This window comes from Synechococcus sp. MIT S9503 (assembly GCF_047304175.1).
GTDB lineage: Bacteria > Cyanobacteriota > Cyanobacteriia > PCC-6307 > Cyanobiaceae > Synechococcus_C.
Map to the genome: position 1 here is coordinate 662,894 of NZ_CP138955.1, position 25,336 is coordinate 688,229.

At 57.2% G+C, this 25,336-nt stretch carries 22 protein-coding genes and 1 tRNA gene; 11 read left to right on the top strand and 12 right to left on the bottom strand.

Annotated elements, in window-relative coordinates; all coding sequences use genetic code 11:
- Window positions 1-42: 42 nt before the first annotated feature.
- The 4 genes from htpG to SIB56_RS03685 all read right to left on the bottom strand — a co-directional run bounded on the left by htpG (window position 43) and on the right by SIB56_RS03685 (window position 4,590).
- The gene (htpG, locus tag SIB56_RS03670; RefSeq protein WP_413325518.1) at window positions 43-1,944 is read right to left on the bottom strand and encodes a molecular chaperone HtpG; all 1,902 of its coding nucleotides are present in this window, start codon (window positions 1,942-1,944) and stop codon (window positions 43-45) included.
- Between the two features lie 178 nt (window positions 1,945-2,122).
- On the bottom strand, window positions 2,123-3,301 hold the full coding sequence (locus tag SIB56_RS03675) for an ATP phosphoribosyltransferase regulatory subunit (RefSeq protein WP_413325520.1): 1,179 nt from the start codon (window positions 3,299-3,301) through the stop codon (window positions 2,123-2,125).
- Between the two features lie 42 nt (window positions 3,302-3,343).
- Complete coding sequence (locus tag SIB56_RS03680; protein ID WP_413325522.1) at window positions 3,344-4,213, bottom strand: inositol monophosphatase family protein; 870 nt, start codon at window positions 4,211-4,213, stop codon at window positions 3,344-3,346.
- The gene (locus tag SIB56_RS03685; protein ID WP_413327086.1) at window positions 4,210-4,590 is read right to left on the bottom strand and encodes a 2Fe-2S iron-sulfur cluster-binding protein; all 381 of its coding nucleotides are present in this window, start codon (window positions 4,588-4,590) and stop codon (window positions 4,210-4,212) included. The genes SIB56_RS03680 and SIB56_RS03685 overlap by 4 nt, the downstream gene beginning before the upstream one ends.
- Before the next feature lie 277 nt (window positions 4,591-4,867).
- Between SIB56_RS03685 and SIB56_RS03690 the strand changes: the two genes are divergently transcribed.
- Window positions 4,868-4,954 (top strand) — tRNA-Ser (locus SIB56_RS03690).
- Between the two features lie 85 nt (window positions 4,955-5,039).
- Here the strand turns inward: SIB56_RS03690 and pstB are convergent.
- From pstB to pstC, 3 genes are read right to left on the bottom strand one after another with little or no spacing between them, the layout of a single operon-like run.
- Complete coding sequence (pstB, locus tag SIB56_RS03695; RefSeq protein ID WP_413325526.1) at window positions 5,040-5,855, bottom strand: phosphate ABC transporter ATP-binding protein PstB; 816 nt, start codon at window positions 5,853-5,855, stop codon at window positions 5,040-5,042.
- Between the two features lie 59 nt (window positions 5,856-5,914).
- Window positions 5,915-6,820 carry a phosphate ABC transporter permease PstA gene (gene pstA, locus SIB56_RS03700; protein WP_413325528.1) on the bottom strand — a complete coding sequence of 302 codons (906 nt, stop codon included), beginning with the start codon at window positions 6,818-6,820 and terminating at the stop codon, window positions 5,915-5,917.
- 3 nt (window positions 6,821-6,823) lie between these two features.
- The gene (pstC, locus tag SIB56_RS03705; protein ID WP_413325530.1) at window positions 6,824-7,771 is read right to left on the bottom strand and encodes a phosphate ABC transporter permease subunit PstC; all 948 of its coding nucleotides are present in this window, start codon (window positions 7,769-7,771) and stop codon (window positions 6,824-6,826) included.
- Window positions 7,772-7,916: 145 nt separating this feature from the next.
- Between pstC and dnaK the strand changes: the two genes are divergently transcribed.
- The 4 genes from dnaK to murQ are packed head-to-tail and all read left to right on the top strand — an operon-like array spanning window position 7,917 to window position 12,302.
- Window positions 7,917-9,911 carry a molecular chaperone DnaK gene (dnaK, locus tag SIB56_RS03710; protein ID WP_413325533.1) on the top strand — a complete coding sequence of 665 codons (1,995 nt, stop codon included), beginning with the start codon at window positions 7,917-7,919 and terminating at the stop codon, window positions 9,909-9,911.
- Window positions 9,895-10,839, top strand: a complete 945-nt coding sequence (locus SIB56_RS03715; protein WP_413325535.1) for a DnaJ C-terminal domain-containing protein — start codon at window positions 9,895-9,897, stop codon at window positions 10,837-10,839. The genes dnaK and SIB56_RS03715 overlap by 17 nt, the downstream gene beginning before the upstream one ends.
- 42 nt (window positions 10,840-10,881) lie before the next feature.
- Window positions 10,882-11,307: a DUF3110 domain-containing protein gene (locus SIB56_RS03720; protein WP_413325538.1), complete on the top strand. Its 426-nt coding sequence runs from the start codon at window positions 10,882-10,884 to the stop codon at window positions 11,305-11,307.
- Between the two features lie 2 nt (window positions 11,308-11,309).
- Entirely contained in the window at window positions 11,310-12,302 is a 993-nt protein-coding gene (gene murQ, locus SIB56_RS03725; RefSeq protein ID WP_413325541.1) for an N-acetylmuramic acid 6-phosphate etherase, read from the top strand.
- Here the strand turns inward: murQ and mtnP are convergent.
- Window positions 12,278-13,192, bottom strand: coding sequence for an S-methyl-5'-thioadenosine phosphorylase (gene mtnP, locus SIB56_RS03730; protein WP_413325543.1), 915 nt, complete (start codon window positions 13,190-13,192; stop codon window positions 12,278-12,280). The genes murQ and mtnP overlap by 25 nt on opposite strands.
- Before the next feature lie 75 nt (window positions 13,193-13,267).
- Between mtnP and SIB56_RS03735 the strand changes: the two genes are divergently transcribed.
- Window positions 13,268-13,696 carry a peptidylprolyl isomerase gene (locus tag SIB56_RS03735; RefSeq protein WP_413327089.1) on the top strand — a complete coding sequence of 143 codons (429 nt, stop codon included), beginning with the start codon at window positions 13,268-13,270 and terminating at the stop codon, window positions 13,694-13,696.
- Here the strand turns inward: SIB56_RS03735 and ribBA are convergent.
- Window positions 13,684-15,366 carry a bifunctional 3,4-dihydroxy-2-butanone-4-phosphate synthase/GTP cyclohydrolase II gene (gene ribBA / locus SIB56_RS03740; RefSeq protein ID WP_413325545.1) on the bottom strand — a complete coding sequence of 561 codons (1,683 nt, stop codon included), beginning with the start codon at window positions 15,364-15,366 and terminating at the stop codon, window positions 13,684-13,686. The two genes, SIB56_RS03735 and ribBA, sit on opposite strands and share 13 nt — an antisense overlap.
- 40 nt (window positions 15,367-15,406) lie before the next feature.
- Here ribBA and argC point away from each other — a divergent pair, with 40 nt between their 5' ends.
- On the top strand, window positions 15,407-16,471 hold the full coding sequence (gene argC, locus SIB56_RS03745; protein WP_413325548.1) for an N-acetyl-gamma-glutamyl-phosphate reductase: 1,065 nt from the start codon (window positions 15,407-15,409) through the stop codon (window positions 16,469-16,471).
- Here argC and purN read toward each other — a convergent pair.
- Window positions 16,462-17,121, bottom strand: a complete 660-nt coding sequence (gene purN, locus SIB56_RS03750) for a phosphoribosylglycinamide formyltransferase (protein ID WP_413325550.1) — start codon at window positions 17,119-17,121, stop codon at window positions 16,462-16,464. The genes argC and purN overlap by 10 nt on opposite strands.
- Before the next feature lie 36 nt (window positions 17,122-17,157).
- Between purN and SIB56_RS03755 the strand changes: the two genes are divergently transcribed.
- Genes SIB56_RS03755 through SIB56_RS03765 form a run of 3 tightly spaced genes read left to right on the top strand, consistent with a single transcriptional unit; the run spans window position 17,158 to window position 20,095 of the window.
- Window positions 17,158-17,499: a DUF1257 domain-containing protein gene (locus SIB56_RS03755; protein ID WP_413325552.1), complete on the top strand. Its 342-nt coding sequence runs from the start codon at window positions 17,158-17,160 to the stop codon at window positions 17,497-17,499.
- On the top strand, window positions 17,499-19,196 hold the full coding sequence (locus SIB56_RS03760; RefSeq protein ID WP_413325554.1) for a signal protein PDZ: 1,698 nt from the start codon (window positions 17,499-17,501) through the stop codon (window positions 19,194-19,196). Before SIB56_RS03755 ends, SIB56_RS03760 begins: the two co-directional genes overlap by 1 nt.
- The gene (locus SIB56_RS03765) at window positions 19,178-20,095 is read left to right on the top strand and encodes an N-acetylmuramoyl-L-alanine amidase (protein ID WP_413325556.1); all 918 of its coding nucleotides are present in this window, start codon (window positions 19,178-19,180) and stop codon (window positions 20,093-20,095) included. Before SIB56_RS03760 ends, SIB56_RS03765 begins: the two co-directional genes overlap by 19 nt.
- Before the next feature lie 17 nt (window positions 20,096-20,112).
- On the opposite strand, the gene SIB56_RS03770 is transcribed toward SIB56_RS03765, so the two are convergent.
- Window positions 20,113-20,901 carry a helicase DnaB gene (locus tag SIB56_RS03770; RefSeq protein ID WP_413325558.1) on the bottom strand — a complete coding sequence of 263 codons (789 nt, stop codon included), beginning with the start codon at window positions 20,899-20,901 and terminating at the stop codon, window positions 20,113-20,115.
- Between the two features lie 118 nt (window positions 20,902-21,019).
- Here SIB56_RS03770 and SIB56_RS03775 point away from each other — a divergent pair, with 118 nt between their 5' ends.
- On the top strand, window positions 21,020-22,618 hold the full coding sequence (locus SIB56_RS03775) for a glucose-6-phosphate isomerase (protein ID WP_413325559.1): 1,599 nt from the start codon (window positions 21,020-21,022) through the stop codon (window positions 22,616-22,618).
- A 7-nt stretch (window positions 22,619-22,625) separates the two neighbouring features.
- Here SIB56_RS03775 and leuS read toward each other — a convergent pair whose 3' ends face one another.
- Window positions 22,626-25,262 (bottom strand): leucine--tRNA ligase, encoded by a 2,637-nt coding sequence (gene leuS / locus SIB56_RS03780; protein WP_413325561.1) that lies wholly within the window; start codon window positions 25,260-25,262, stop codon window positions 22,626-22,628.
- Window positions 25,263-25,336 lie beyond the last annotated feature (74 nt).

The window sequence follows — 25,336 nt, forward strand, 5'->3', positions numbered from 1 at the left end:
TTAGGCCAAAAGCCAGATGAGCAATTTAGCAAACGGGCCTGTTCAGGTCCCTTTGCTGACGAGCTCTGACATCAGTTTGGCGCTGCGAGTTTGGAAACCTGCCAGCTCATTGGGCTCAAGTCCTCCCACGCCGAGACGAGCCATGTCATAGAGATGCAGAGCAAGTTCGGATGCCAGCCTTTTGCTGGGCGATGACTGCTCAGTGCCAACGAGCACACTGCCTGCTGACAACTTCAGGAGACCCTCGACCAGAGGATGCCGGCGGTTGATCAGCAACACATGATGATCCGGCAGACCAGGTAGGCGCTGATCCATCAGAGCGCCCATGTCGTTCATTCTCCGCATCTGTTCCGGCAGAAGAATCATGGCCGGAGGAGCCTCTTCACCACCCTTGAGTGCCTGGACCTGGATGGTGACTTTGTCGTTGTTGAGTGCTTCCTTGATCAACGCTCGGATGGACTCGCTTTGCGTTTCCCCGTCCTGATCACTGATTTCCGGTTTCTCGTCGCGAAGGCTCTCATCGAGCTCCGCGTCCACTCTCTGAAACTTGAACTGGTCGTTGGTCGCCTCCAGCCATGGCAGAAACTGGCTGTCGATGACCGTTTCGGCAAAGAGAACTTCCGCTCCCTGGCTCTTCCAAAGCGAGAGTGCACCGGCCTGGGCCACTTCGTCGGTGCAGTAGAGAACCCTCTTGGACTGTGTATCTGAAAGCCTGCTTTGGTATGAGGACAATGTTGTGTAGCGCTTCTCTCCTGCCTTGATTGGTTCCGGTTGATCTTGAGATGCCTGGGCGGTCGTTGCAAACAGAATCAGGTCAGAGACCTGCTCGGCAAACTTTTCATCCTCCATGGCGCCGATCTTGACGAATGGGGCCAATGACTCCCAAGCTTCGGCATAATTTTCAGGCTCATCTTGTTTAAGATTTTTAAGCCGGTCTGCAACTTTCTTGGCAACAAAGTTACCAATTGACCGCACCTTGCGATCAGTTTGAAGAGCGCTTCTACTGACATTCAGAGGAATATCCGGGGAATCAATCACTCCCCTCAGAGGTAGAAGGTAACGGGGAACGATTTCTTTGATTGAGTCGCTGACGTAAACCTGGTTGCAGTAAAGGCGGATGTCGCCTTTTTCCCAGTCGGCCCGTCCAACTGATTGCGGGAAGAAAAGAATCCCCTGCAAGGTGTATGGATAATCAGTATTCAGATGAACCCAGAGTAGTGGATCGCCTTGAAAAGGATAGAGATAGCGATAAAGATCAATATAATCCTGATCACTCATTTCTCTGGGATTTCTTCTCCAGGCAGGATTTCTTTTATTGACGCTTTCACCTTCAAGCTGAACGTCGATCGGCATGAAATCGCAATACTGAGTGATCAGCGTGCGCAATCTTGCAGGCTCCAGATACTCCAGTTCATCATCCATTAAATGGAGGATGACATCAGTTCCGGCTTCAGTTCTGTCGTGGCTTTCCAGCTTGAATGCAGGAGAGCCGTCGCAAACCCATCGCACCGCTTCACTGTCTGGGCGCGCTGAACGAGTAATGAGTTCAACTTCCTTGGCCACCATGAAACTGGAGTAAAACCCGAGTCCGAAGTGGCCAATGATGGCGTCTGACTCCTGCTTGTATTTTTCAAGAAAATCCTCGGCACTGGAAAATGCCACCTGGTTAATGTATCGCTTCACTTCGTCGGCGGTCATGCCGATTCCATTGTCGCTGATTGTGACTGTCTTGGCTTCTCTGTCGACTTTGATGTTGATTGAACCTTCATCAGCTTCGGAACAGTCGCCGGCCATTGCCGCCATACGACGTTTGCTGATCGCATCTGTGCCGTTGCTGACCAGTTCTCTCAGAAACACCTCATGGCCGGAGTAAACGGCCTTCTTGATGATTGGAAAGATGTTTTCGGTATGGATCTGAATCTGACCCTGCTCAAGAACCGACATCAGCAAATACAGACTTGTCAAAAATTAGACAGGGCGGGTGCTGCCGATCAAGAGCTCGATTGGTGAGTTTTCCGTACGCATCCATCATTAACGCCCCAGCAGTGAACGCAGGTCTCAAGATTGATCCTGAAAACCTGTTCCTCTGCCTCGCAGACATCAGTTTCGATACTGCGTCCCGTCAGGCATTGATCCATTCGAGGTTGTCGCATCCCGACTGACTCAGTCGTTCCTGAGCCTGTGCATGACTGTTGCAGGTGCGATGGTCCAAAACAGTGATCTGCCCCTGCTGATGGAGAGTCATCTGTCGTTGCAAGGCCGATTCCAGCGTTGAGCCTGGTCCGTAGCAGATCAGCACTGCCGTCTCCTCGTGGGGCGTGGTGATCGCCTCGCCAGGCAGATCCCTGATGTCATCAACGCAATAGCTGAAACCAAGGCCTGTTGCTTCTTTGCCATCTCCTCCGAGTCGCTGCACCAGCGAGTCATATCTCCCACCTCTGGCAATCACGACCGGCGCAGACGTTCCTTGACAGACCAGTTGCAGAACAATTCCGTCATAAAGCTCGTAATGCGGTTGGAATGTGGGATCCAGTTGCAGCTGCAGGCCAGAATCTTCAGCTAACGGATTCAGATGGGTCAACAGACGCTTCAGCTGTTGCAGAACCTGTTGATCCGGATACTGCGCATTCAGTGCGTCGAGAATCTCCTCGGGGGTGCCGCGTCGATCAAGCCAGCAGGACAGATTCCGATGGGCATCGCTCGCCAGACCCAGTTCCTGTAGCCCAAGGCGGTCGTACTGGCTCAGGCAGGCGCGGATCCTGTTCCTCTCTCTGGATTCGAAGGGTTCCAGCAGCAGTTCCATCAGGCTGGTGTGCCCGATCAACAGCTTCGGTTGATGGGTCGCATTCAGATTCAGAGCTTTGAGTGAGGCCAGCAACAAACTGAACAGCTCAAGTTCCGATTCCACTCCAAGGCCACCGAAGAGTTCAACACCGCAATGCAGAATCTCCTCGATGCACTGGCCTCCTTCATCGGCGATCCGGGATTCGAAGACCGTGCCACAGCTCCAGAGTCTCAGTGGCCGCTGACGCTCCATCAGTCTTGTGCAGGCTGCTCTGGCAATTGAGGCGGTCAGTTCAGGTCTCAATCCCAGTGGTTCATCGGCAACCAGTCGGACGATGTCACGGCTGTCAATTGCTCCACCCGCCTTGAGCGTGTCCATCCGTTCGATTCTGGGGGGTGTGACTTCTTCGTATCCCCAAAGACGGAACACCTCCGCAAGGGTTTCCCTGAGTTCCTGGTTGCGCTGTACCTGCTGAGGATTGAGATCTCTCACGCCTGAGGCGGGTTGCAGGGCCATCGCGCCTGTCGCTGCTTCGATCAGGATCCCACGGCTGGGGTTTCAACTTGCGTAAAGCTCTTCTGAGAACGGCTCCACAAGCTCCAGTTCCCGCTGCAGGGGAGCATGAATCCCGGGGCCGCTGGCCAGGATCCGGCCAGATGACACGTCGTAGTTCGGAGCTCGATAGTCACTTACCTTCCCTCCTGCGATCACCACGAGTGCCGCACCAGCGGTCAGGTCCCATGGCGAAAGGCCCCTTTCCCAGTAACCATCCACGCGACCCGCAGCCACGTAGGCCAGGTCAACGGCAGCGGCCCCTCCTCGACGAACACCTCTTGTTCTGTGGGTCAGTCGGCAGAACTCGGCGTAGTTGTTGTCCAGCCGTTCCCTGCGGTCATAGGCAAATCCTGTGACCAGAAGGCTCTCATCGAGCGATGAACAGCTGCTGACATGAATTTGCTGGTCATTCAGGAAAGCTCCAGAACCTGGGCAGCACCAGAACACCTCGCGCAGAAACGGAACGGCAACGGCGCCCAGAATCGGCAATCCTCTCCAGAGCAGTCCGATGGACGTGGCGAAGAACGGGTATCCGTGGGCGAAATTCGTTGTGCCATCAAGAGGGTCAACACACCAACACAGATCGGAGACATCACCCTGCGCCCCGGATTCCTCAGCGAGTACTGGAATGTCCGGTGTGGCTTCGCTGAGGCTGGCAAGCACTGCCTTCTCGGCCGCCAGATCGGCATCGGTGACCAGATCTCCCGCTCTGGCTTTCTGTTGAATGGACACAAGACGTCCGTAGTGCCGCATCAGCACCGAACCACCCAGATTCGCAGCCTCTCTGGCGACCTGGCCGAGTTGCTCAAGCCTTGAAGTTGTCAGGCGGGCATCAGCGGCGGCGGCATTGCAATCCAGATGCCCTGTTGTCATTCCTTCCAGGTTTCGAGTTCCTCGAGAGGAATATCACGAGTGATCTTGCCTCGCCCGAAGTGTCTTCCGAACTGCAGGTCATAGACCTCATCCTCATCCTGGGTTTCAGCCACGAGTGGACCAACGGCTCTTGCCACACAGAGAAGCCCATATCCCTTGGCCCTCAGTTCCTTGGACAGTCCCATGGCTTCCCTCTGATCGAGCTCGCCCTGCTGAATACGAACGGCGCAGCTCGTGCAGCACCCGTTCCGACAGGAAAACGGCAGCGGATCTCCCTGCTTCTCAAAGCTCTGCAGGATGTACTCACCCTCCGGCACCTCATGGGAAATGACCCGTCCCTTCTGCCTCCAGTGGATGGTGACCCGATGCGTCCGCACCTCAGCACCCTGACCCTCTGCTGTCACCGCCCCCGCCTGGAGCCCGCCGTCATCCTGCACAGCTGTGGTCTCCTCACATGGCGGCCTGTCGACAGATCGGAGCATTCCAGGCGCACCTCTGCATTCTCTGTAGCCAAATCTACCGACAGGGACCAGATCAACTTCAACAAGCACTCTTTTCGTTGCTTATCCGGATTGTCAGTTGTTGCATCGATCAGGTGTTGATCGGTTCAGCCGAAAACGCCCTGCTACATTCTGAGCTGCCAGACGAGCCCCTGGAGAGGTGGCCGAGTGGTCGAAGGCGCAGCACTGGAAATGCTGTATAGGGGCAACTCTATCGAGGGTTCGAATCCCTCCCTCTCCGTTCACGCCGGTCCCATGGGGCCGGTTTTTTACTGCCTAATCTTCATTAAGACCAGGCAACAGCCCTGGATTTAGCCGTTCATTGATCAGCCGAATCGGCCCGACACGTAATCCTGTGTGGTTTGTTGCGATGGTGAATTGAAGATCTTTTCTGTTTCAGAGAATTCAACAAGATAGCCGACTTTTCCAGAACCTCCTTCCACCTCTTCAGCATTAAAGAAGGCAGTCATGTCGCTCACACGCAGAGCCTGCTGCATGTTATGGGTAACAATGACAATGGTAAAACTCTTCTTTAATTCATGCATGGTTTCCTCGATTTTTAACGTCGAGATCGGATCCAATGCCGAACAAGGTTCATCCATCAGAATCACTTCCGGTTGAATGGCGATTGTTCGTGCGATGCAGAGACGCTGTTGTTGTCCGCCTGAGAGTGAGTAGCCACTCTCATTGAGCTTGTCTTTGCATTCATCCCAGACAGCGGCTTGGCGTAAGGAGCGTTCAACCAACTCATCCATATCTCCGGAATAGCCATTGATGCGTGCACCGAAAGCGATGTTTTCGTAGATACTTTTTGGAAACGGATTGGGTTGCTGGAAGACCATGCCAATGCGGCGTCTCACTTCCACCGGATCAACCGAGGGGGCGTAAAGATCAACCCCATCAAAAAGAACTCGGCCTCTCAGGGCGCAGCCTTCAATCAGATCATTCATACGGTTCAGTGCTCTCAGAACCGTTGACTTGCCGCAACCTGATGGTCCGATGAATGCCGTGACTCTGCCTCGTGGGATGTCGCAGTAAACATTTTTGACAGCCTCATGGCTGCCATAGCTGATCGTGGTGTTCTGAATCGACAGGCAGATGTCTTCTGATGGCTCGTTGCTTGATTTGATGGTGGTAGTCATGTTTGCTTCTGGGCTTAACGGAAAATTGAAATTTCAGCAAGTGATTGAGAATTTGTGGTTCAGCTGGCGGCAAATCGTCGTAGCCACCGAGCAAAGAGATTGATCAGCAGGATGAACAAAACAAGAACGAACGATGCAGCCCATGCGAGTTCGTTCTGAGCTTCGTAAGGCAGGGTCGCAAAGTTGTAGATCAATACTGAAAGTGTTGCAATAGGATTAAAAATTGATTCATAACCTTGTGGCCAGAATGGTGAGAATAAGGCGGTGAAAATCAATGGAGCTGTTTCTCCTGCTGCCCTTGCAATCGACAAGACCACGCCTGTGGCAATGGGGGTAAAAGCTGAAGGAAGAGTTATTCTCAGGATGGTGACAAATTTCGATGCGCCGACTCCCAGTGCAGCGCGACGTAGATCGTCAGGAACCAGCTTCAGCCCTTCGTCAGTGGTCTTGATGACGGTCGGAAGCATCAAAATTGATAATGCAACTCCACCTGCGATTGCACTGTAGGAATTCCCAAAGATAATCTTTGTCTTCACGATAATGGAATAAACAAATACGCCGGCAATAATTGATGGAACTCCCGACATGACGTTGGTTCCGAATCGAATGAAATGTGCAAAAGCTCCTCCACCTGAGTATTCAGCAAGAAATATTCCACCCCCCACGCCTACCGGAATCGCGATCAGAGCCGACAAAAATGTAACGATGACGGTGCCGATGACTGCATTGCCAATGCCACCCCCTTCAAGCCCTGTGGATGGTGATGTAAACAGATTTAAGTTGATTGCGCCGCCACCCTTGATCAGCACATAAGTCAGTACGGCAATGAGCGGTAATACAGCTATTGCTGAAAATGCGCCGACCAGAAATGTGAGCAGTCTGTTGAATAAATTCCGCCGTAACCCCTTTTTGTAATTCAGGTCAGGTCTGTCTCTTTTCAGGCTGAATGTGGGTGAAAGTGTCATGGTTCAGTATTTGAGGCTGAGACGCTTGACAAGCCATTGGGCCAGTAGATTCACCGCCAGGGTGAGAATCATCAAGATGAAAGCCGCATACATCAACGACGAAACCTGGCTTCCATCGGCTTCGCCAAACTGATTGGCAAGCATGGCTGAGATGGTGTTCCCAGGCGCCAGCACAGACCAGCTGAAGGTGTTCGAGTTGCCAATGATCATGGTGACGGCCATCGTTTCACCCATGGCACGACCCAGTGCCAGCATCACTCCACCTGCAATGCCTGATATTGCAGCGGGAAGCATCACATTCAGAATCGCCCCCCAGCGCGTGGTCCCCACGCCATAGGCGGCCTGCCTCAGCTTCATGGGCACCTGGTCGAGAGAGTCCCTGGAAATTGCCGTGATGATCGGCAGGATCATCACAACCAGGATCAGAACGGCTGGTGCGATTCCAGGTCCCATGGGATCCGTTGAGAAAAAAGGTATCCAGCCGAGTCTTGTATGTAGAAACTGCAGAAAAGGGCGGATGAATGGCTCCATCACGAAGATGGCCCAGAGGCCCAGCACCACCGAAGGGATCGCCGCAAGCAACTCCACCATCACGCCAATCAGCGTGCGGATTTTCAGAGGAATGATGTCTTCTGTGATGAAGATCGCTGTGCCAACGCCGAGTGGCACAGCGATTAGCAGTGCCAGCAGCGATGTCACAAGCGTGCCGTAGATGGCTGTGAAAGCTCCGTATTCGTCCTTGACGGGATTCCAGTTGGAGGTCACCAGAAATGACCATCCGTATCGGCCCATCGACTCCAGCGATCCCCAGAACACCACGACGAGAATGGCCAGCAGCACGATTGCCACCACAGAGGCCAGAACAACCGCAAGGATCCTGAAGCCGGCATCCACCGATTTCTCCGTCGGCGGACGTCTCCTTAAGAGATAAAGCTCCAACGGTCTGGGCATTCTGTTTGAAACAGATCAATGAAACGTACGTGTCCATCGGTGCCCAGATCACTAAGGGCCGGTTAAATCACCCTTTGGGATTCCTTGTACTGGGGCTGGGTGAGAGTGGTTTGGGCCGTTACCGTGGGATTTCACACAGGCGTTTATGGGCCGCATCGTCGGAATCGACCTCGGTACCACCAATTCCGTCGTGGCTGTTCTCGAGGCCGGGCGGCCCGTGGTGATTGCCAATGCGGAGGGCACCCGGACCACGCCTTCCGTGCTGGGTTACACCAAGGACAACGAGCTTCTGGTTGGTCAACCGGCTCGTCGCCAGCTCGTTCTCAACCCTCGCAACACCTTCTCCAATCTCAAGCGTTTTGTTGGACGGGCCTGGGATGAGCTCGACGATGGGTCGCTCACTGTTCCCTACACCGTGCGCTCCAACAGCCAGGGGAATGTGCGCGTGGCCTGCCCTCAGACCGAGCGGGAATATGCCCCGGAAGAGCTTGTGGCCAGCATTCTGCGCAAGCTGGTGGATGACGCCTCCACCTACCTCGGTGAAGAGGTGGAATCCGCCGTGATCACCGTTCCTGCCTATTTCAATGATGCTCAGCGGCAGGCGACAAGAGATGCCGGCCGTCTGGCGGGAATCAATGTTGAGCGGATCCTTAATGAACCCACCGCCGCTGCCCTCGCCTATGGCTTTGACCGCAGTGCCGTGCGTCGAGCTCTCGTGTTCGACCTTGGCGGTGGAACCTTCGATGTGTCGCTGCTCAGGATTGCCAACGGGGTTTTCGATGTCAAATCAACCAACGGTGACACCCAGCTGGGCGGCAACGATTTTGATCAGCGCATCGTTGACTGGCTTGCTGAAGCGTTTCTCAAGGAGCATGCCGTCGACCTGCGGCGTGATCGTCAGGCGCTGCAACGACTCACCGAAGCTGCGGAAAAGGCCAAGCAGGAGCTCTCCGGGGTGACCTCAACGCCCGTCTCCCTGCCGTTCATCGCCACTGGCGCCGATGGTCCTCTGCACATTGAGACCACCCTGGATCGAGAAACCTTCGAGGGCCTCTGCCCTGATCTTCTCGACCGGTTGCTTGTTCCCGTGCAGTCGGCCCTGCGGGATTCCGGCTGGGCGGCTGAGGATATCGATGATGTTGTGCTTGTGGGCGGCAGCACCCGCATGCCGATGGTTCAGCAGCTGGTCAGAACCCTGATCCCCAATGATCCCTGCCAGTCGGTCAATCCCGACGAGGTGGTGGCTGTTGGCGCAGCGGTTCAGGCGGGGATCATCACCGGTGAACTGCGTGACCTTCTTCTCAATGACGTAACCCCTCTTTCTCTCGGTCTGGAAACCATCGGGGGGCTGATGAAGGTCTTGATTCCACGCAACACCCAGATTCCAGTGCGTCAGTCGGATGTATTCAGCACTTCAGAACCCAACCAGTCATCTGTTGAAATTCATGTCTGGCAGGGAGAACGCCAGATGGCGTCCGATAACAAATCTCTCGGGCGCTTTCGTCTTTCCGGAATTCCACCTGCACCTCGAGGGGTTCCTCAGATCCAGGTTGCCTTCGATATCGATGCCAATGGCATCCTTCAGGTCAGTGCCACGGACCGCACCACGGGTCGTAAGCAGTCGGTGACCATTCAGGGTGGTTCAACTCTCAGTGAAGATGAGATTCAGGGACTTCTCGCCGAAGCGGAAGCCCGCGCGGATGAAGACCGTCGCAAGCGTTCAACGATTGAGCGACGCAATTCGGCACTGACCCTCGTCGCACAGGCGGAGCGCCGGCTTCGCGATGCTGCTCTGGAGCTCGGGCCCTATGGAGCTGAACGTCAGCAGAGAGCGGTTGAGATGTCTGTGCGTGATGTTCAGGATCTCCTGCAACAGGACGATCTGCAGGAACTTGAGATGGCGGTGAGCGGACTGCAGGAAGCGTTGTTCGGTCTGAATCGACGTCTCACGGCAGAGCGTCAGACCGAGGCCGGGCCCCTGCAGGGCTTGAAGAGCACCCTCGGCACGCTCAAGGATGAGCTGTTTGCCGAAGACGACTGGGATGACGACCCCTGGGCGTCTCCACAGTCCCGCTATGACGGGCGGATGCGAAGCGGCAGACGAGGGATTGATCCCTGGGACGATGACAACTTCCGCTGAACCGGACTACTGGTCACTGCTTGGTCTCGAGCCCGATGCAGCTCCTGAGGCCCTGAAGCGCGCCTTCCGGCGTGAAGCCAGACGCTGGCATCCGGATCTGAATGGCAATGATCGCCATGCCGAGGAACGCTTCAAGCTGGTCAATGAGGCCTACGCGGTTCTCAGCAACCCCGACAGGCGCAGGGAATGGCAGACGCGTCAGCGTGGAGGCGCAGCTGCCGCTGATCCCTTCAGCACTGGATTTCCTGATTTCGAGGACTATCTCGCTGTCGTGCTGGGCCTTGAGCGTGAACCTGTTCGCAGAGAGCAGGCTGCCAGCGGTCCGGTTGACAGAGGGCCATCCCCCGGCGTGGGCGAAGAAACGGAACAGACTTTTGAATCTCACTGGCCTGAAGCATCGCCCCAGCCCCCTCCTCCAGTCCGCAGCGAAGACGATCTGGAGACGGTGGTGAATCTGACCCCGGATCAGGCCCTGCAGGGCACAACCGTGGAGCTTGAGCTGGGTGATGGAACTCTTGTGGAGGTCGGCACTCCGCCTCTCGCCGGAGACGGCTGGCGCCTGCGACTTGAGGGCGTGGCTCCGGGAGGACGCGATCATTTTTTGCATCTTCGGGTGATCACCGACGACGGCCTGCGAATTGATGGTCTGCGGGTGCACTACCGGCTTGAGCTGCTGCCACCGGATGCCGCGCTCGGCTGTGCCGTGGATGTGCCAACCCTCTCAGGACCGGTGACTCTTCAGGTTCCCCCGGGTTCCTCCAGCGGTCGTTTGCTGCGGTTGCGTGGCCGGGGGCTTCAGTACGCCGATGATCAGGGCGATCAGCTCGTTGAAATCGTGATCGTTATCCCAGCGGAACTGGATGACGACGAACGGGCGCTCTATCAGCGGCTGCAGGAACTCAGTCTTGAGCGTGGCAGCGGTTTCTGAGCTGCAGTTCCGATGAGAGACTGCTGCTGACGACTGATCAGCATGTTGGTTCACGTGCTCCTGTACGACGCAGGACAGGACAGCGAAGGCATTCATTCCCTCGAGCTCTCAGGTCAGACCGTGGTTCTGATGTTCGAGAACCGCGATGATGCCGATCGCTATGCAGGGTTGCTCGAAGCGCAGGACTTCCCGACACCCACCGTGGAAGCTCTCGACCGTGAGGAGATCGAACTGTTCTGCCGTGAAGCCGGCTACGAGGCCAGATTCGTGTCCGACGGTTTTGTTCCGAAAACGGATGATGAACGCATGATGCTGGCTCCTCCCAGTGCCAACCGTGATGTGACGAACTGGCAGGAACAGGAACCGGAGCAGGATCAATCTCAGGTTCAGGGTGGTGCGTCAAAAGACAGCGAATCCGCTGATCAGGACCTTGATGATGTGCGCCGTCGTCTCGAGGGCCTTCTGTAGGCATGGCTGACTCTTCATCCATCAATTCCGGATCTCCCTCCTTCCTGGTCGCCCCCTCCCGTGACCGTGGTTATCTGCTCACCGAGCAGGTGAATCCAGCAAGTCAGCAGCTGGATCAGCTCTCAACCGATGATCTGGTGGGGTTGTTCATTGAGGAGGATCTCAGACCTCAGCAGGCTGTTTCGGGAGCCAGAACCGCACTGAGCCAGGCCGTGGATGCCATTGCAGAACGCCTTAGAGGTAGAGGCCGCCTGTTTTATCTGGGTGCCGGAACATCAGGCCGACTTGGTGTGCTCGATGCCGCGGAATGTCCCCCCACCTTCTGCAGCCCGCCGGAGCTCGTGCAGGGGATTCTTGCTGGAGGTGCCCCGGCTCTGCTTCGCAGTTCCGAAGGACTTGAGGATCTTGAATCCGCAGCGGTGACGGATCTTCAGCAACGAGACTTTGGCCCTGAGGACTGTCTTGTCGGAATTGCGGCAGGAGGAACGACGCCCTACGTGCGCGGTGGACTCGGATATGCCAGGGATCTCGGCGCACTGGCGATCGCCATGGCCTGCGTTCCCACGGATCAGGCTCCTCTGCCGTGCAGCATTGACATCCGACTGCTCACGGGCCCCGAACTGCTGACGGGTTCGACGCGTCTGAAAGCGGGAACGGCCACGAAGATGGCTCTCAATATCCTTTCAACCGGTGTGATGGTGAAGCTGGGCAAGGTCTACGGCAACAGGATGGTCGACGTTGCCGCCAGCAACAGCAAGCTTGTCGACCGCTCCATCCGTATCCTGAGGGATCTTCTCGGTCTGGAACGCGAAGCCGCTCTCCGACTGCTGGAGTGCGCTCAAGGTTCCGTCAAGCGTGCTCTCTGTATGGGCAGTTGCGACCTCAACGCTGAAGAGGCTGATGCGCTGCTTACCGTTCACCGCGCTGACCTTCGCTCAGCTCTGTTCAGTAAGGGCATGACACTTCCGGTTCAGGATTCAGCACTCCCCCAGTAGGGGCTGGTGAACAGGTCGAGGCGCTGGCGGGTGGCCACCGGAACGGCGGCCGGAGCAGTCATCAATGCGTTCTCCAGTGCACTGTGTGCTGAAGAAGCCGGTTTGTTCTGGCTGAAGCTGTTCATCAGTTTTTCAAGAATGGGCCCTGTTGCCGTTGCATTGGCCTTGAGGTTGCCCACCACCATGTCAACGGTCACGGCGTCGTGATCGTCATGCCAGCAATCGAAGTCAGTCACCATGCTGAGCGAGGCATAGGCGATCTCGGCTTCTCTCGCCAGGCGCGCTTCCGTGTGGTTGGTCATGCCGATCACATCGCATCCCCAGCTTCGGTAGAGCTCGCTTTCCGCACGGGTTGAAAAGGCTGGCCCCTCCATGCACAGGTAGGTGCCTCCGCGGTGCAGATGATGTCCCACAGGCATGGATGCAGAGGCAGCCGCTGCCAACCTTTCACTGAGAGCAGGGCAGAACGGATCCGCCAGGCTGACGTGTGCCACGCATCCATCCCCGAAAAAGGACTGGGGTCGCTGTCTCGTGCGATCAATGAACTGATCGGGAACCACCATGTCGCGCGGCCGCAGATGTTCCCTCAGAGATCCAACGGCCGAGACTGAGACCAGCCAGCGCACGCCAAGGCTTCGCATGGCCCAGATGTTGGCCTGGTAGGGGACTTCGCTCGGAATCAGATGGTGCTCGCGTCCATGCCGGGCCAGAAACACAACCTCAACGCCACTGAGAGTTCCGACCCTCAGGGCATCGGAGGTTTTGCCGAACGGAGTGTCGGGGTTCACTTCCCGTACGGACTCCAGATTGTTGATCGAGTAGAGACCGCTGCCGCCGATCACTCCAACCCGGGCGGAATCAAGCTCTGGATTTGCGGCTGTTGGGCTCATGGCTTGATTGAAGTCGGCCTGAACTTCACCTGCCTAGCATGGTGTTTTCGGATTGACGCCTTGACGACCGTTCTCATGTCCACGGACGCCGGCGACATCAAGCTGGAGATGTTCGATCAGGACGCTCCCAACACCGTTGCCAACTTCGTCAAGCTGGCACGCGAAGGTTTCTATGACGGGCTTGCCTTTCACCGGGTGATTGATGGTTTCATGGCGCAGGGTGGATGCCCCAACAGCCGTGATGGATCACGTGGCACTCCTGGAACAGGCGGCCCCGGCTACATGATCGATTGCGAAATCAATAGCAAGAAGCATGTCCCCGGTGCGTTGTCGATGGCACATGCCGGTAAGAACACCGGTGGCAGCCAGTTCTTCATCGTTCACGATGCCCAGCCTCATCTGGATGGCGTGCATACGGTCTTCGGTCTGACCTCCGACATGAACGTTGTGCTTGCAATCAAGAACGGTACCCGCATTCAGAAGGTCACCGTTCAGGACCAGTGAATCAATGCGGCCTGGTCTCCTGAAGGGAACCAGGTCGCCCCCTGTGATTCATCCAGCAGAGATCTGCGTTCGAGCTCCTTGCGTTCAAGAGTCTGGGGAGGGTGGGTGATCTGCTGTTCATCCACCGTGTGCAGCAGACCCAGCCTCGATGTCTCAGTCCAGCCGGCCATGGTGGTGAGCATTGTCTTGATCGAGGCTGAGTCAGGATCTGAGCCTTGCAGTGACCACACGAAGCGTGGTCGTTCCCAGAGTGCCAGCAGGCGTGGCCCTTGTTCGGCCTGCAGCTGAAGTCCGCGTTCCTCGCTCAGCTGTTCCACACGATGCAGCAGATCAGACAGCACCCCGTCATCAGTGGAGGAGCTGTCAAGACACAGAACCCAGTGAGATCGCAGTTCAATGGTTTCCAGCAGGTGACCCAGCTTCTCTTTCTTGGTGGCCAGATACCTGGCATTGAAATCCCCGATTGGGGCTTTCATCGGCACACGATTCACCACCTCAAGGCCATAGCCGCCAAGTCCTGCGATTTTTCTGGGGTTGTTGGTGAGCAGGTTGAGCCGGTGAATTCCCAGGTCACTGAGGATCTGTGCCCCGACTCCGTAATTGCGCAGGTCAGGAGCGAATCCGAGCTTCTCGTTTGCCTCAACAGTGTCTAAACCGCCTTCCTGCAGGCTGTAGGCCTTGAATTTGTTGATCAGGCCGATGCCACGTCCCTCCTGGCGCAGGTAGACAACAACTCCTTCGCCTTCCTCTTCGATGTGCTTCATTGCCATGTGCAGCTGGGCACGGCAGTCGCATCGCATCGATCCGAAGGCATCTCCGGTGAGGCATTCGGAATGCATCCGCACCAGCACGGGTTCGCTCAGATTGTTGGGATCGCCCTTGACCAGTGCCACATGTTCGCTGCCGTCGAGTTCATTGGAGTAACCGATGGCGATGAAGGATCCGAACTCCGTTGGCAGAGAGCACTGAGCCGAACGCACCACGAAGCGTTCGTTATCGAGGCGGTAGCGAATCAGGTCTTCAATGCTGATCAGCTTCAGACCCCGTTCCCTGGCGTAGATCTTCAGTTCAGGAAGCCGTGCCATCGAGCCATCCGGATTCTGAATCTCACAGATGACACCGGAGGGATAGAGGCCGGACATCTGGGCGAGATCCACCGCAGCTTCTGTGTGGCCTGCACGCTTGAGAACGCCTCCCGGTCGTGCCCTGAGCGGAAAGATATGACCAGGCCTGCGCAGATCCGAGGGTTTCGTTCCCGGTTGGATCGCTACCTGGATCGTGCGCGAACGGTCATCCGCTGAGATGCCCGTGGACACACCGTTTTCAGGGCCCGCATCGATGCTCACGGTGAAGGCCGTCTGATTGGAGTCGGTGTTGCGATCCACCATCAGCGGCAGATCAAGCGCATCGAGACGCTCCCCTTCCATGGCGAGGCAGATCAGGCCGCGGGCATCGGTGGCCATGAAATTGATCTGTTCAGGAGTGGCGAACTGTGCCGCACAGATCAGATCACCCTCGTTTTCCCGGCGTTCATCGTCCACGACCACGATGCACTCACCATTGCGGATTGCGGCGAGTGCATCAGGAATGGAATCAAACATGGGAGTAGCCCCCTCGGTATGAGCAACGGAATCGGGCAGCGGTCCTGGTGTCCTTAAAGCTTTCCCCATTATCGACGTCGGTACGATCGACCCACGTGCCAGCACTGGAATGGGGATTCAACGGGTCGCTGTGGTGGGGGCCTCCGGGTATGGGGGACTGCAGACCCTTCGTCTCCTCAACGCGCATGCAGCATTCGACATCACTTATTTGGGAGGTGAGCGATCCGCGGGACGTTCCTGGAGTGAGATCTGTCCGTTCCTGCCGCTCGCTGATGACCTCACTGTTGACAGTCCTGACCCCGATCGAATCGCCGCGGCCGCTGAGTTCGCGGTGCTCAGTCTTCCCAACGGTCTGGCGAGTCAACTTGTCCCGCCTCTGCTGGAGAGGGGAGTCAGGGTGGTGGATCTCTCCGCTGATTACCGCTACCGCAATCTCGATCAGTGGGCTTCGGTGTATGTGCATGAAGCCAGAACCCATCAGCGCACTGACGGTGAACTCTGCAAGGAGGCTGTTTATGGTCTGCCTGAATGGCATGGATCAGAGATCGCCGAAGCCAGGTTGGTGGCGGCGCCGGGATGCTTCCCCACCACAAGCCTTCTGCCGTTGCTGCCATTCCTCAAACAGGGGTTGATCGAAACCGAAGGGTTGATCATTGATGCGAAAACAGGCACCTCCGGAGGAGGAAGGGCGGCCAAGGAACATCTGCTTCTAGCGGAGGCCTCCGAGTCGATCAGCCCCTACGGCGTTGTTGGGCATCGCCACACATCGGAAATCGAGCAACTTGCCAGTGCTGTGGCGGGGTGCTCCATCCAGCTTCAGTTCACCCCCCATCTTGTGCCGATGGTGAGGGGTCTTCTCTCCACGGTCTATGCCCGTTTGCGAGATCCCGGTCTCACGGCGGAAGACTGCACGACAGTTCTAGAAGCTGTCTACCGCCACCATCCCTGCGTGAGGGTGTTGCCTGTTGGAACCTATCCCGCCACCAAGTGGGCAAAGCACACCAATCAGGCTCTGCTGTCCGTTCAGGTTGACGGTCGTACAGGTCGTCTGGTGTTGATGAGCGCCGTCGACAATCTCATGAAGGGGCAGGCAGGCCAGGGCGTGCAGTGTCTGAATCTGATGGCCGGTCTTTCAGTTAGTGAGGGACTTCCGTTGGAACCCTTCTATCCCTGAGTTGATGCTGCTTTTCGCCAGCGCTGTCCGGCGAGCGCCGTTGCCCAGGGCAGCAACCTGTGCTCCTGCGCCTGAATGCGCCGGGTGAGTTTCTCCTTGTCGTCACCTGGAAGGACTGGAACGGCAGCCTGCGCAAGGATCGGTCCCGTATCCACATCCTTCTGCACCTCATGCACGGTGCAGCCGGCAATGGCTGCCCCTGATGTCAGACATTGACCGATCGCATCCATGCCTCGGAAGGAGGGCAGCAGCGAAGGGTGGATGTTGATCAACCTGCCTGGAAATGCATCGATCAGTACAGGTGTCACGATGCGCATCCAACCGGCCATCACAATCGCTTCCACTCCCTCGTCCTGGAACGTGTGCACCAGGTCCTGATCCAACGCCTCCCTGCTTGTGAAGTGTCTGTGGTCTCTCAGTTCGCAGCGAATTCCCAGATGAGCGGCTCTCTGTCTTGCTCCACAGTCGGCCTTGTTGACCACCAGAAGACAAAGCTGTGCACTCAGGTCTCCGCAGGCGGTGGCGTCGTGAAGCGCCTCGAAGTTAGAGCCTGTTCCTGAGGCCATGACGCCCAGACGCAACGGGGGATCAAACCGCGGCCATGGGCCGATGGGCGGAACGATCAGGGCTGAATAGCGCTCGCTGTTCATCTGGCTAGGGTCGGATTGCGCGGGCATTCCGGTTACATGTCCCATCTGTCCATCCTGCCCACACTGGTGATCGATCTTGATCTGCTCGAGATCGCACTCCAGAGCGAGGGATTCAAGGTCTCCCGTGGGGGTGTTGTGAGTTCCTTCGACAGCCATCAGTCGGTGGAACTCGCTGCTGTGCACCCATCGGGTCTTCAGCTTGGCTGGAGACGCAACATCAGTCAGCCTCATTTTGATCTCGTGGCTGATCTTGCGGCTCCCGCCGGATCGGGAATGACCGAGTCAGCGCTGCGACGTGTGTTGCGCCGCTACGCCATGAACCAAGCTCTGCGGCAGGCAGAGATGATCGATGCCGAGACGGTCACCGTCGGCGTGTGATGGCCGACGTTCAGGTTTCGCTCGATCTCTGCTCCCCCGCTTCACAGATCCTCCGGGTTGAGATCCGTTGGTGTCCGATTCATTCCCATCAGACCTGGTCCCTGCCGGTCTGGACGCCTGGCTCCTACACCGTTCGGGATCCTTCCCAGCATCTCCACAGCCTCAGCGTTGAGCAGGGCGGGCGAGTCCTTACCCCCCGTCGTCGATCGCCGGAAACCTGGGAGCTGGACTGCCGTGTTTCAGAACAGGTCACGCTGCGCTACTCACTGGAAGCGAGACAGCTGACCGTTCGCACCAATCACATTGATCCTGTGTTCGCATCACTCTGTCTTTCGGCAGTCGTGATGCTGGTTGAGGGGCAGCGCTGGAATCGCCATCTTCTGCAGCTTTCAATTCCCGACTCATGGACCGTGGCCTGTCCGTTGCAGCGCCACAACGATCTTTTTGTGGCTGAAGATTTCGACCATCTCGTCGATGCACCGATCCATGCCGGAGAGCTGCATGTTGAGACGCTGAAGGTGAGGACGCTGACCCATGAGCTTGTGCTGATCGGAGCGCCACCCTCTGGCTGGTCGACAACCCTGCCGGCGGAGATCGAATCCATCTGCTCCGCTGTCTGCGATCTCATGGATTCGGATCCACCGTCCCGCGAGCCCTACCAGCTGGTGCTGCAACTGCTGGATCAGGGATATGGGGGGCTGGAGCACGACAACTCCTCGGTGATGCAGTTCCCCTGGTCGCGTCTGCTGGAAGAGGGCGGCACCCGCAGTCTTCTGCAACTGATCGGCCATGAATATCTCCATCAGTGGAACGTTCGCCGGTTGCGGCCGAGTGAATACGTTCCCTATCGCTACGACCGGCCGGTCATCAGCGAGGGCCTCTGGTTTGCGGAGGGGATCACCAGCTATTTCGATCTGGCCCTTCCTCTCCTCTCTGGGTTTTCCAGTCGACTCCATCTTCTCGAGGATCTGGGAGCAGATCTCTCCCACGTGCTTCTCAATCCGGGCACAGGCATTCAGTCTCTTGCCGACAGCTCACGGGAGGCCTGGGTTCGTCTCTACAAACAATCCCCGGCCAATGCTCGCAGTCAGATCAGCTACTACCGGCTGGGAACCGCACTGGCCTTCTGCCTGGATGTTCGTCTACGTCAGCACGGTGGATCCCTCGCTGCAACGCTGCGTCAGCTCTGGTCATGGCTGGGAATCCACAAACGTGGTTACACACGGCGCGATCTGATGAAGGTGATCGGTTCCACTTCGGTTGATCTTGCTGATCAGCTCCCTTGCTGGCTGGATGATTGCGGCTCATTACCAATCGAGTCCTGTCTGAAGGCTCTGGGTCTTGTGCTCGAACCGGTGATGGCAAATCATCCCGATGCGGGATGGACCCTCAGAGATGCCGATGGAAGTGTTTGGATTGATCGAACGGTTCCTGAAGGAGCTGCCGAATCGGCCGGTCTGGTCGTCGGTGATGAACTGCTGGCCCTCAGAGACTGGCGCTGCCGCAACCTTCAGCGCACGCAGCAACTCCTGCAGGGGCCTGAACACTGTCAGGTTGCCTACAGCCGCCGTGGCCGGATCGCCAGCACGGAGCTATTTCTGAAGAAGGCCGGCGTGGAACGTCACCGACTGGCCTGGGACCCTGGGGCCACCAGGGAGGCTCGTTTGCTCCGCGATCAATGGTTCCAGATCATCTGAACCGTGCGTTTCGGAAGTCCCTAGGCCGACTTCGCCACCCAGGGACAGGAATCCTGCTGGCCACAACCTCAACAATGGTGCTGGTTCTCTCGCTGGTGGGCTTCACTGCGGAGAAATCGACTGATCAATCGGCACGCGAGCCATCCCTGCTTGATCTGCTTGATGAAGTCGCTCGCGACGCCGATCAGAAAGAGTCTCTTCCTGGCCTGCCGCCCAAGGTGCCAGAGGCATCACCCTGGTCATCACCTCTGGCTCGTCAGTGTTCCGACATCGATCAGACGATGCGCACGCGACTGCTGGCCAAGCGCCGTGAGCTTCCTCAGATTCGTCAGTTGATTCCAGCCGACCCCACCAACTTCGGCGAGCGTTATCGCAGTGATCCCTGGGGGCAACCCCTCAATCCCGCCCCGAGGGTTGTGATCCTGCATGAAACGGTTTATTCGCTGACTTCTGCGGTGAATACATTTCTGACGCCCCATCCCCGTGATGAGGATCAGGTCAGCTACCACACTCTGGTGGGTCTGGATGGCTCAATCGTCGATGTGGTGGATCCACTGAAGCGGGCCTATGGCGCAGGATATTCGGCGTTCCATGGTGAATGGGCGGTCACCAACCCCGAGTTCCAGGGTTCAGTCAATAACTTTGCCCTGCATCTCAGCCTTGAAACCCCTGGTGACGGGCATGACAGCTATGGGGTGCACAGCGGTTACACGTCAGCTCAGTACGACGCTCTGGCGCTTGTGCTTGACGACTGGCTGGAAAGCTTTGACATCGATCCTGCCGCGATCACAACCCACCGACATGTCGATCTTGGTGGTGCCCGTGCAGACCCACGCAGTTTCTCCTGGGAGAATCTCCAGAACCGTCTCGCCGCTCTCGGCAGTCTGTGCCGGACATAGCTGTCGAGAAAGTCTGCTCAGATGACTGGAAGCACAGCCGGACGGATCGTGGAATAGATCAGTCCATGCAGAGCTGGATCCTGCATGTATCTCAACACCCTTGCGGGATAGTCGAGTTTGCCGTTATGGAGATAAGCCAGGGTGGCAATGGCCTTCGCATCGACGTAAGACCTGCTGGCAATCAGGATTGATTCACGGTCGAGTCCCAGTTCTCCTTTCAGTCGTGAGAGCTTGGCCGCCAGAAGCTCAACATTGGCTTCCGGATCCATCAGCAGGTCACGTGCCTCAGCGATCTGACGTGGCGATGGTTTTTCGGGCAGCCGACCCTGGTGGATCAGCTCGCTGATCCCCAGTTGTGCTGGGCCATGGGTCTCCACAAGTCCGGAGTGCACAACGAAAGGCAGATCCTCCCCAGGTTTGGAGTGCTGAATCTCATCAAACAGAATGGCTGTGACCAGCATCGGATTGATTCGATGTCGGTCAGCTTCTCTCTGGATCACAGGTTTGAGCCTGTTCAATCTGGACAGAGTGTTGGCGCGAAGAGGCTGAAGCTGGTCCACACCTCTGGTGAATAGCTGAGCCAGCTGCGTCTGGGGGCCGTGAACGCCGAATCGACGTTGCAGATGCTCGAGTTCCTCAGCACTGAAATCTGTCGGGTCAGGGTCGCCCTCATTCGACAGCGGCGAGGATGATCCAGCAGATGCCTCATCAGGTTTGACTCCACCGATCGGCAATCGAATCATCACTGAGGCTGCCAATGCAGCTGCCGCCAAGGCCGCAAGGCCTGTGATCGCTCTCGTCTTCATGGCGGAGCTGAAACTGGGCCTGTCAGGAAGCATTGACGGAGATTAGCTGCGAGATCTCGGTTCATGGGCATTCCGCTGGATCCCGGATAACTTCGACGCAGAGAGTTCTCTCGTCGAGATGAGTTTCCCGGATTTCAGTGCCACGGATGCCCAGATTCAATGGCAGCGTTTCTGTGATCTCCTCTGGCACCACGAGGATCTTGGGATGTGGCTGGATATCAGTCGCATGCACATCAATAACTCCCAGCTCGAAGCACTGACTCCTCGAATGGATCAGGCCTTCGACGCCATGAAGGCTCTTGAGAACGGTGCCATCGCCAACGTTGATGAGAATCGCCAGGTTGGTCATTACTGGCTGCGGCATCCGCAGCTCGCACCTGATCCACAGGTTGGCCAGCACATCGCTGCGGAAATTGACGAGATCGAGCAGTTCGGACAGGCGGTGATCAACGGGTCGATCAAATCACCGACCGGTCAGCCCTTCACCAATGTTCTCTGGATCGGCATCGGCGGCAGTGGTCTGGGCCCGCTGCTGATGATCCGTGCCCTTCAGGACAAGGGCGCCGGACTGCCTTTCCACTTCTTCGACAACGTGGATCCGAACGGCATGAGTCGCGTTCTCGAAGAGATCGGTGATGATCTGCGCACCACTCTGGTGGTGACGGTGAGCAAATCCGGGGGCACTCCCGAGCCCCATCTCGGCATGGAGCAGGCACGCCATCGCCTTGAAGCAGCTGGTGGCCAATGGTCTGCCCAGGCTGTGACGATCACCATGGCCGGCAGCAAACTTGATCAACAGGCCGTTCGTGAACAGTGGCTTCATCGCTTCGACATGTTCGACTGGGTTGGAGGACGCACCAGCATCACCAGTGCGGTCGGCCTGGTTCCAGGAGCTCTGATCGGCTGCGATATCCGCAGCTTTCTGGCAGGTGCTGCTCAGATGGATGAAGCCACGCGTGTCAGTGACGTTCGACGCAATCCTGCAGCACTGATGGCAGCAGCCTGGTATTCCGCCGGTGAGGGCAAGGGCAAGCGCGACATGGTGGTGCTGCCCTATCGCGACCGTCTTGAGGTGTTCAGTCGCTACCTGCAGCAGCTGGTGATGGAGTCACTCGGCAAGCGGCTTGACCGTAATGGAGAGGTCGCTCATCAGGGCATCGCTGTTTATGGCAATAAAGGCTCCACGGATCAGCATGCCTACGTTCAACAGCTGCGCGATGGAATCGACAACTTCTTTGTGACATTCATCGAGGTGCTTCGCGATGGAGATGACATTCCTGAGATCAACGGCGAACGTCCCGGAGATTTTCTCGACGGTTTCCTGCAGGGAACCCGGTCAGCTCTCACTGAGGGTGGTCGTCAGAGCCTGAGCATCAGCATGCGCCAGTTCGATGCCCGACGACTCGGTGCCTTGATCGCCCTGTTTGAGCGTGCCGTTGGTTTCTATGGCGAACTTGTCAACGTCAATGCCTATCACCAGCCTGGGGTGGAGGCTGGCAAGAAGGCTGCAGCTGCGATTCTGAAGCTTCAGCGACAGGTTGAAGAGGTGCTCAGCGACGGCGTTTCCCGTTCCGTTGTGGAGATTCAGCAGGCGATCGGGGAAGGTTCCGTTGAGGCCATCTTCTGGATCGTGCGTCATCTCACCGCCAACAAGCGCGGGTACCAGGCCCAGGGCGACTGGAACAAGCCTGCCACCCTTCGTTTCAGCAAATCGTGAACAACCTTCAGGAGGGCACCAGGTTTACCAGTTTCCCTGGTACAACAATCACGCGCCTGGGTGGCTTGCCCTCCAGCCAACGTTGTGCCACGTCACTGGCCAGGGCCAGCTCTTCCAGTTTGTCCTTGTCACAGTTCGCCGGAACCTGGATGGTTCCACGCACTTTTCCCTTGACCTGAATCACCAGTTCAACGATGTCCTGAACCAGTGCTTCAGGGTCATGGAGCGGCCATGGCTGCTCATGGACACTGCCCTCTCCACCAAGTCTCAACCAGAATTCCTCAGCCAGGTGGGGCGCAAAGGGGGCAAGGAGCCTGATCAGAGCACCCATCGCCTCAATCTGTACCGATCTCGATGCCTCCAAGACTTTGCCCGAGAGGCTGTTGGAGAGTTTCATCAGCTCTGAAATGGCGGTGTTGAACTGAAAGTCACCGCTGAGGTCTTCGCCGACTGCCTGAATCGCGACATGAACGGCGCGGCGAATCGTTGTATCCGTCTCCGACAGTTCAGCGGGAATTGACGCTGTGCCGTTCCTGAGCAGTTGATCCGCTGTGCACGTACTCCGCACGCTGTCAACAAGTCGCCAGAGACGTTGCAGGAAGCGGAACTGACCCTCCACGTCGGCGTCATCCCATTCCAGATCCTTCTCCGGGGGAGCTTTGAAAAGGATGAACATCCGAGCCGTATCAGCTCCATACCGGTCAATCACGAAAGCGGGATCGACACCGTTGTGCTTCGACTTCGACATCTTTTCAAACAGCACTTCGAGCTCACCTCCATCCTCCGGATCGATCGGGTTTCCCTGGTCGACAACCTGAGCTGGCGCGACGTAGCGACCGGAGCGCGGATTTCGGTAGGTCACGCCCTGAACCATTCCCTGCGTCAACAACCGCTCGAACGGTTCATTGATGGGGATGAGGCCGCGATCCTTCAGTGCCTTGGTGAAGAACCGCGAATACAGAAGGTGGAGAATCGCGTGCTCGATCCCTCCCACGTATTGCTGAACAGGAAGCCAGCGTCTGACGGCTTCCGCATCAAAGGGCAGATCTGTGTTGCTCGGATCCGCGAAGCGAAGGAAATACCACGACGAACACATGAAGGTGTCCATGGTGTCCGTCTCCCGTCGAGCGGGTTTGCCACAGGATGGGCAGCTGACATTGACCCAGTCATCAAGTCCCGCGAGGGGGGAACCGCCCCTCCCCTCCAGATTGATGTTCTTGGGAAGAGCCACCGGCAGCTGATCTCTGGGCACTGGTTGGGCCCCGCAGTCAGGGCAGTGGATGATCGGAATCGGACAACCCCAGTAGCGCTGACGTGAGATCAGCCAGTCTCGGAGTCGGTACTGGCGTTTGGCTCTTGCCCAACCTTCTCGGCCACCGTGATCGGTGATGGCCACTCGGGCCTGATCATTGCTCTGCCCGTCAAACGGCCCGCTGTTGATGAGAGATCCAGGACCGGTCCAAGCCTCGCCATCGTTGAGGTGCTCATTGGCACCGTCCATCTTGATGACGCGATGCACCGGCAGTTCGTAGCTCCGTGCAAATCGGAAATCCCGTTCATCATGAGCCGGCACTCCCATCACGGCACCTGTGCCGTAGTCAGCGAGAACGTAGTCAGCGATCCAGATCGGCACCTTCTGGCCGTTGGCGGGATTGACAGCCTCGGCACCGATGGCGACTCCTCGTTTCGGTCGATCCTCTGCTGTGCGCTCATCGTTGGTGAGTGCATCGACAAGGTCGCGGAAGGCCGCAACGGAATCGCGTTGATCGGCAGAGGTCAGTGCATCAACGAGTGGATGCTCAGGTGCCAGAACGACGTAACTCACCCCAAACAGGGTGTCCGCCCTGGTGGTGAACACCGTGATCGTCGCCTGCTCGTGACCCTCAACCTGAAAGTCGATCTCGGCACCGATCGAGCGTCCGATCCAGTTGGCCTGCATGGTGCGGACCCTTTCAGGCCATCCGCTCAGCAGCTCCAGGTCGTCGAGCAGTGCATCGGCGTATTGCGTGATTTTCAGGAACCACTGCTTCAGGTTCTTCTGTTCAACAAGGGCTCCAGAACGCCATGAACGCCCTTCGGAATCAACCTGTTCATTGGCAAGCACTGTCTGGTCGACCGGGTCCCAGTTGACAGTTGCCTCCTTCTGATAAGCCAGCCCTGATTGATGCAGTTCCAGAAACAACCACTGGGTCCAGCGGTAGTAGTCCTCATGGCAGGTGGCCTGTTCTCGCGACCAGTCGATCGACAGACCAAGCCGACCGAGTTGATCACGCATCTGCTCGATGTTGCGATCTGTCCAGACCCCAGGATCTACACCGCGCTCAATCGCTGCGTTCTCTGCGGGAAGTCCGAAGGCGTCCCAGCCCATCGGATGCAGAACGGCATCCCCTCGCATGCGCTGTGCCCTTGCGATCACATCAGTGATCACGTAGTTCCGGACATGACCCATGTGCAGGCTGCCGGAGGGGTAGGGAAACATCGAAAGGGCATAGAACGCCCGTTGCTCAGGTTCCGGTGCCTGCGTTGCATACAGATCCTGCTGCTCCCATGTCTGCTGCCATCGCTCTTCGAGAACGGAGGGGTCATAGCGATCAGACAGCCCCGGAGAGGTTTCGGGTAGGGAAGAGGACTGCGGGCCTGTCACATCAGGAGAACACCTGCCGGAGATCGTGACACAGCTTGAGGCGCTTCCAGGGTGGCAATCGGAACTACGCCCCC

Bases quoted from the DNA above. Each gene is read 5' to 3' on its own strand.
- purN (WP_413325550.1), bottom strand. From the start codon at position 17,121: ATGAACAGCGAGCGCTATTCAGCCCTGATCGTTCCGCCCATCGGCCCA.
- htpG (WP_413325518.1), bottom strand. From the start codon at position 1,944: ATGTCGGTTCTTGAGCAGGGTCAGATTCAGATCCATACCGAAAACATC.
- SIB56_RS03775 (WP_413325559.1), top strand. From the start codon at position 21,020: ATGAGTTTCCCGGATTTCAGTGCCACGGATGCCCAGATTCAATGGCAG.
- pstB (WP_413325526.1), bottom strand. From the start codon at position 5,855: ATGACTACCACCATCAAATCAAGCAACGAGCCATCAGAAGACATCTGC.
- SIB56_RS03760 (WP_413325554.1), top strand. From the start codon at position 17,499: ATGGCCGACGTTCAGGTTTCGCTCGATCTCTGCTCCCCCGCTTCACAG.
- murQ (WP_413325541.1), top strand. From the start codon at position 11,310: ATGGCTGACTCTTCATCCATCAATTCCGGATCTCCCTCCTTCCTGGTC.
- SIB56_RS03715 (WP_413325535.1), top strand. From the start codon at position 9,895: ATGACAACTTCCGCTGAACCGGACTACTGGTCACTGCTTGGTCTCGAG.
- pstC (WP_413325530.1), bottom strand. From the start codon at position 7,771: ATGCCCAGACCGTTGGAGCTTTATCTCTTAAGGAGACGTCCGCCGACG.
- mtnP (WP_413325543.1), bottom strand. From the start codon at position 13,192: ATGAGCCCAACAGCCGCAAATCCAGAGCTTGATTCCGCCCGGGTTGGA.
- pstA (WP_413325528.1), bottom strand. From the start codon at position 6,820: ATGACACTTTCACCCACATTCAGCCTGAAAAGAGACAGACCTGACCTG.
- SIB56_RS03675 (WP_413325520.1), bottom strand. From the start codon at position 3,301: ATGGCCCTGCAACCCGCCTCAGGCGTGAGAGATCTCAATCCTCAGCAG.
- SIB56_RS03680 (WP_413325522.1), bottom strand. From the start codon at position 4,213: ATGACAACAGGGCATCTGGATTGCAATGCCGCCGCCGCTGATGCCCGC.
- SIB56_RS03720 (WP_413325538.1), top strand. From the start codon at position 10,882: ATGTTGGTTCACGTGCTCCTGTACGACGCAGGACAGGACAGCGAAGGC.
- SIB56_RS03765 (WP_413325556.1), top strand. From the start codon at position 19,178: ATGGTTCCAGATCATCTGAACCGTGCGTTTCGGAAGTCCCTAGGCCGA.
- SIB56_RS03735 (WP_413327089.1), top strand. From the start codon at position 13,268: ATGTCCACGGACGCCGGCGACATCAAGCTGGAGATGTTCGATCAGGAC.
- argC (WP_413325548.1), top strand. From the start codon at position 15,407: ATGGGGATTCAACGGGTCGCTGTGGTGGGGGCCTCCGGGTATGGGGGA.
- SIB56_RS03755 (WP_413325552.1), top strand. From the start codon at position 17,158: ATGTCCCATCTGTCCATCCTGCCCACACTGGTGATCGATCTTGATCTG.
- SIB56_RS03770 (WP_413325558.1), bottom strand. From the start codon at position 20,901: ATGAAGACGAGAGCGATCACAGGCCTTGCGGCCTTGGCGGCAGCTGCA.
- dnaK (WP_413325533.1), top strand. From the start codon at position 7,917: ATGGGCCGCATCGTCGGAATCGACCTCGGTACCACCAATTCCGTCGTG.
- ribBA (WP_413325545.1), bottom strand. From the start codon at position 15,366: ATGGGGAAAGCTTTAAGGACACCAGGACCGCTGCCCGATTCCGTTGCT.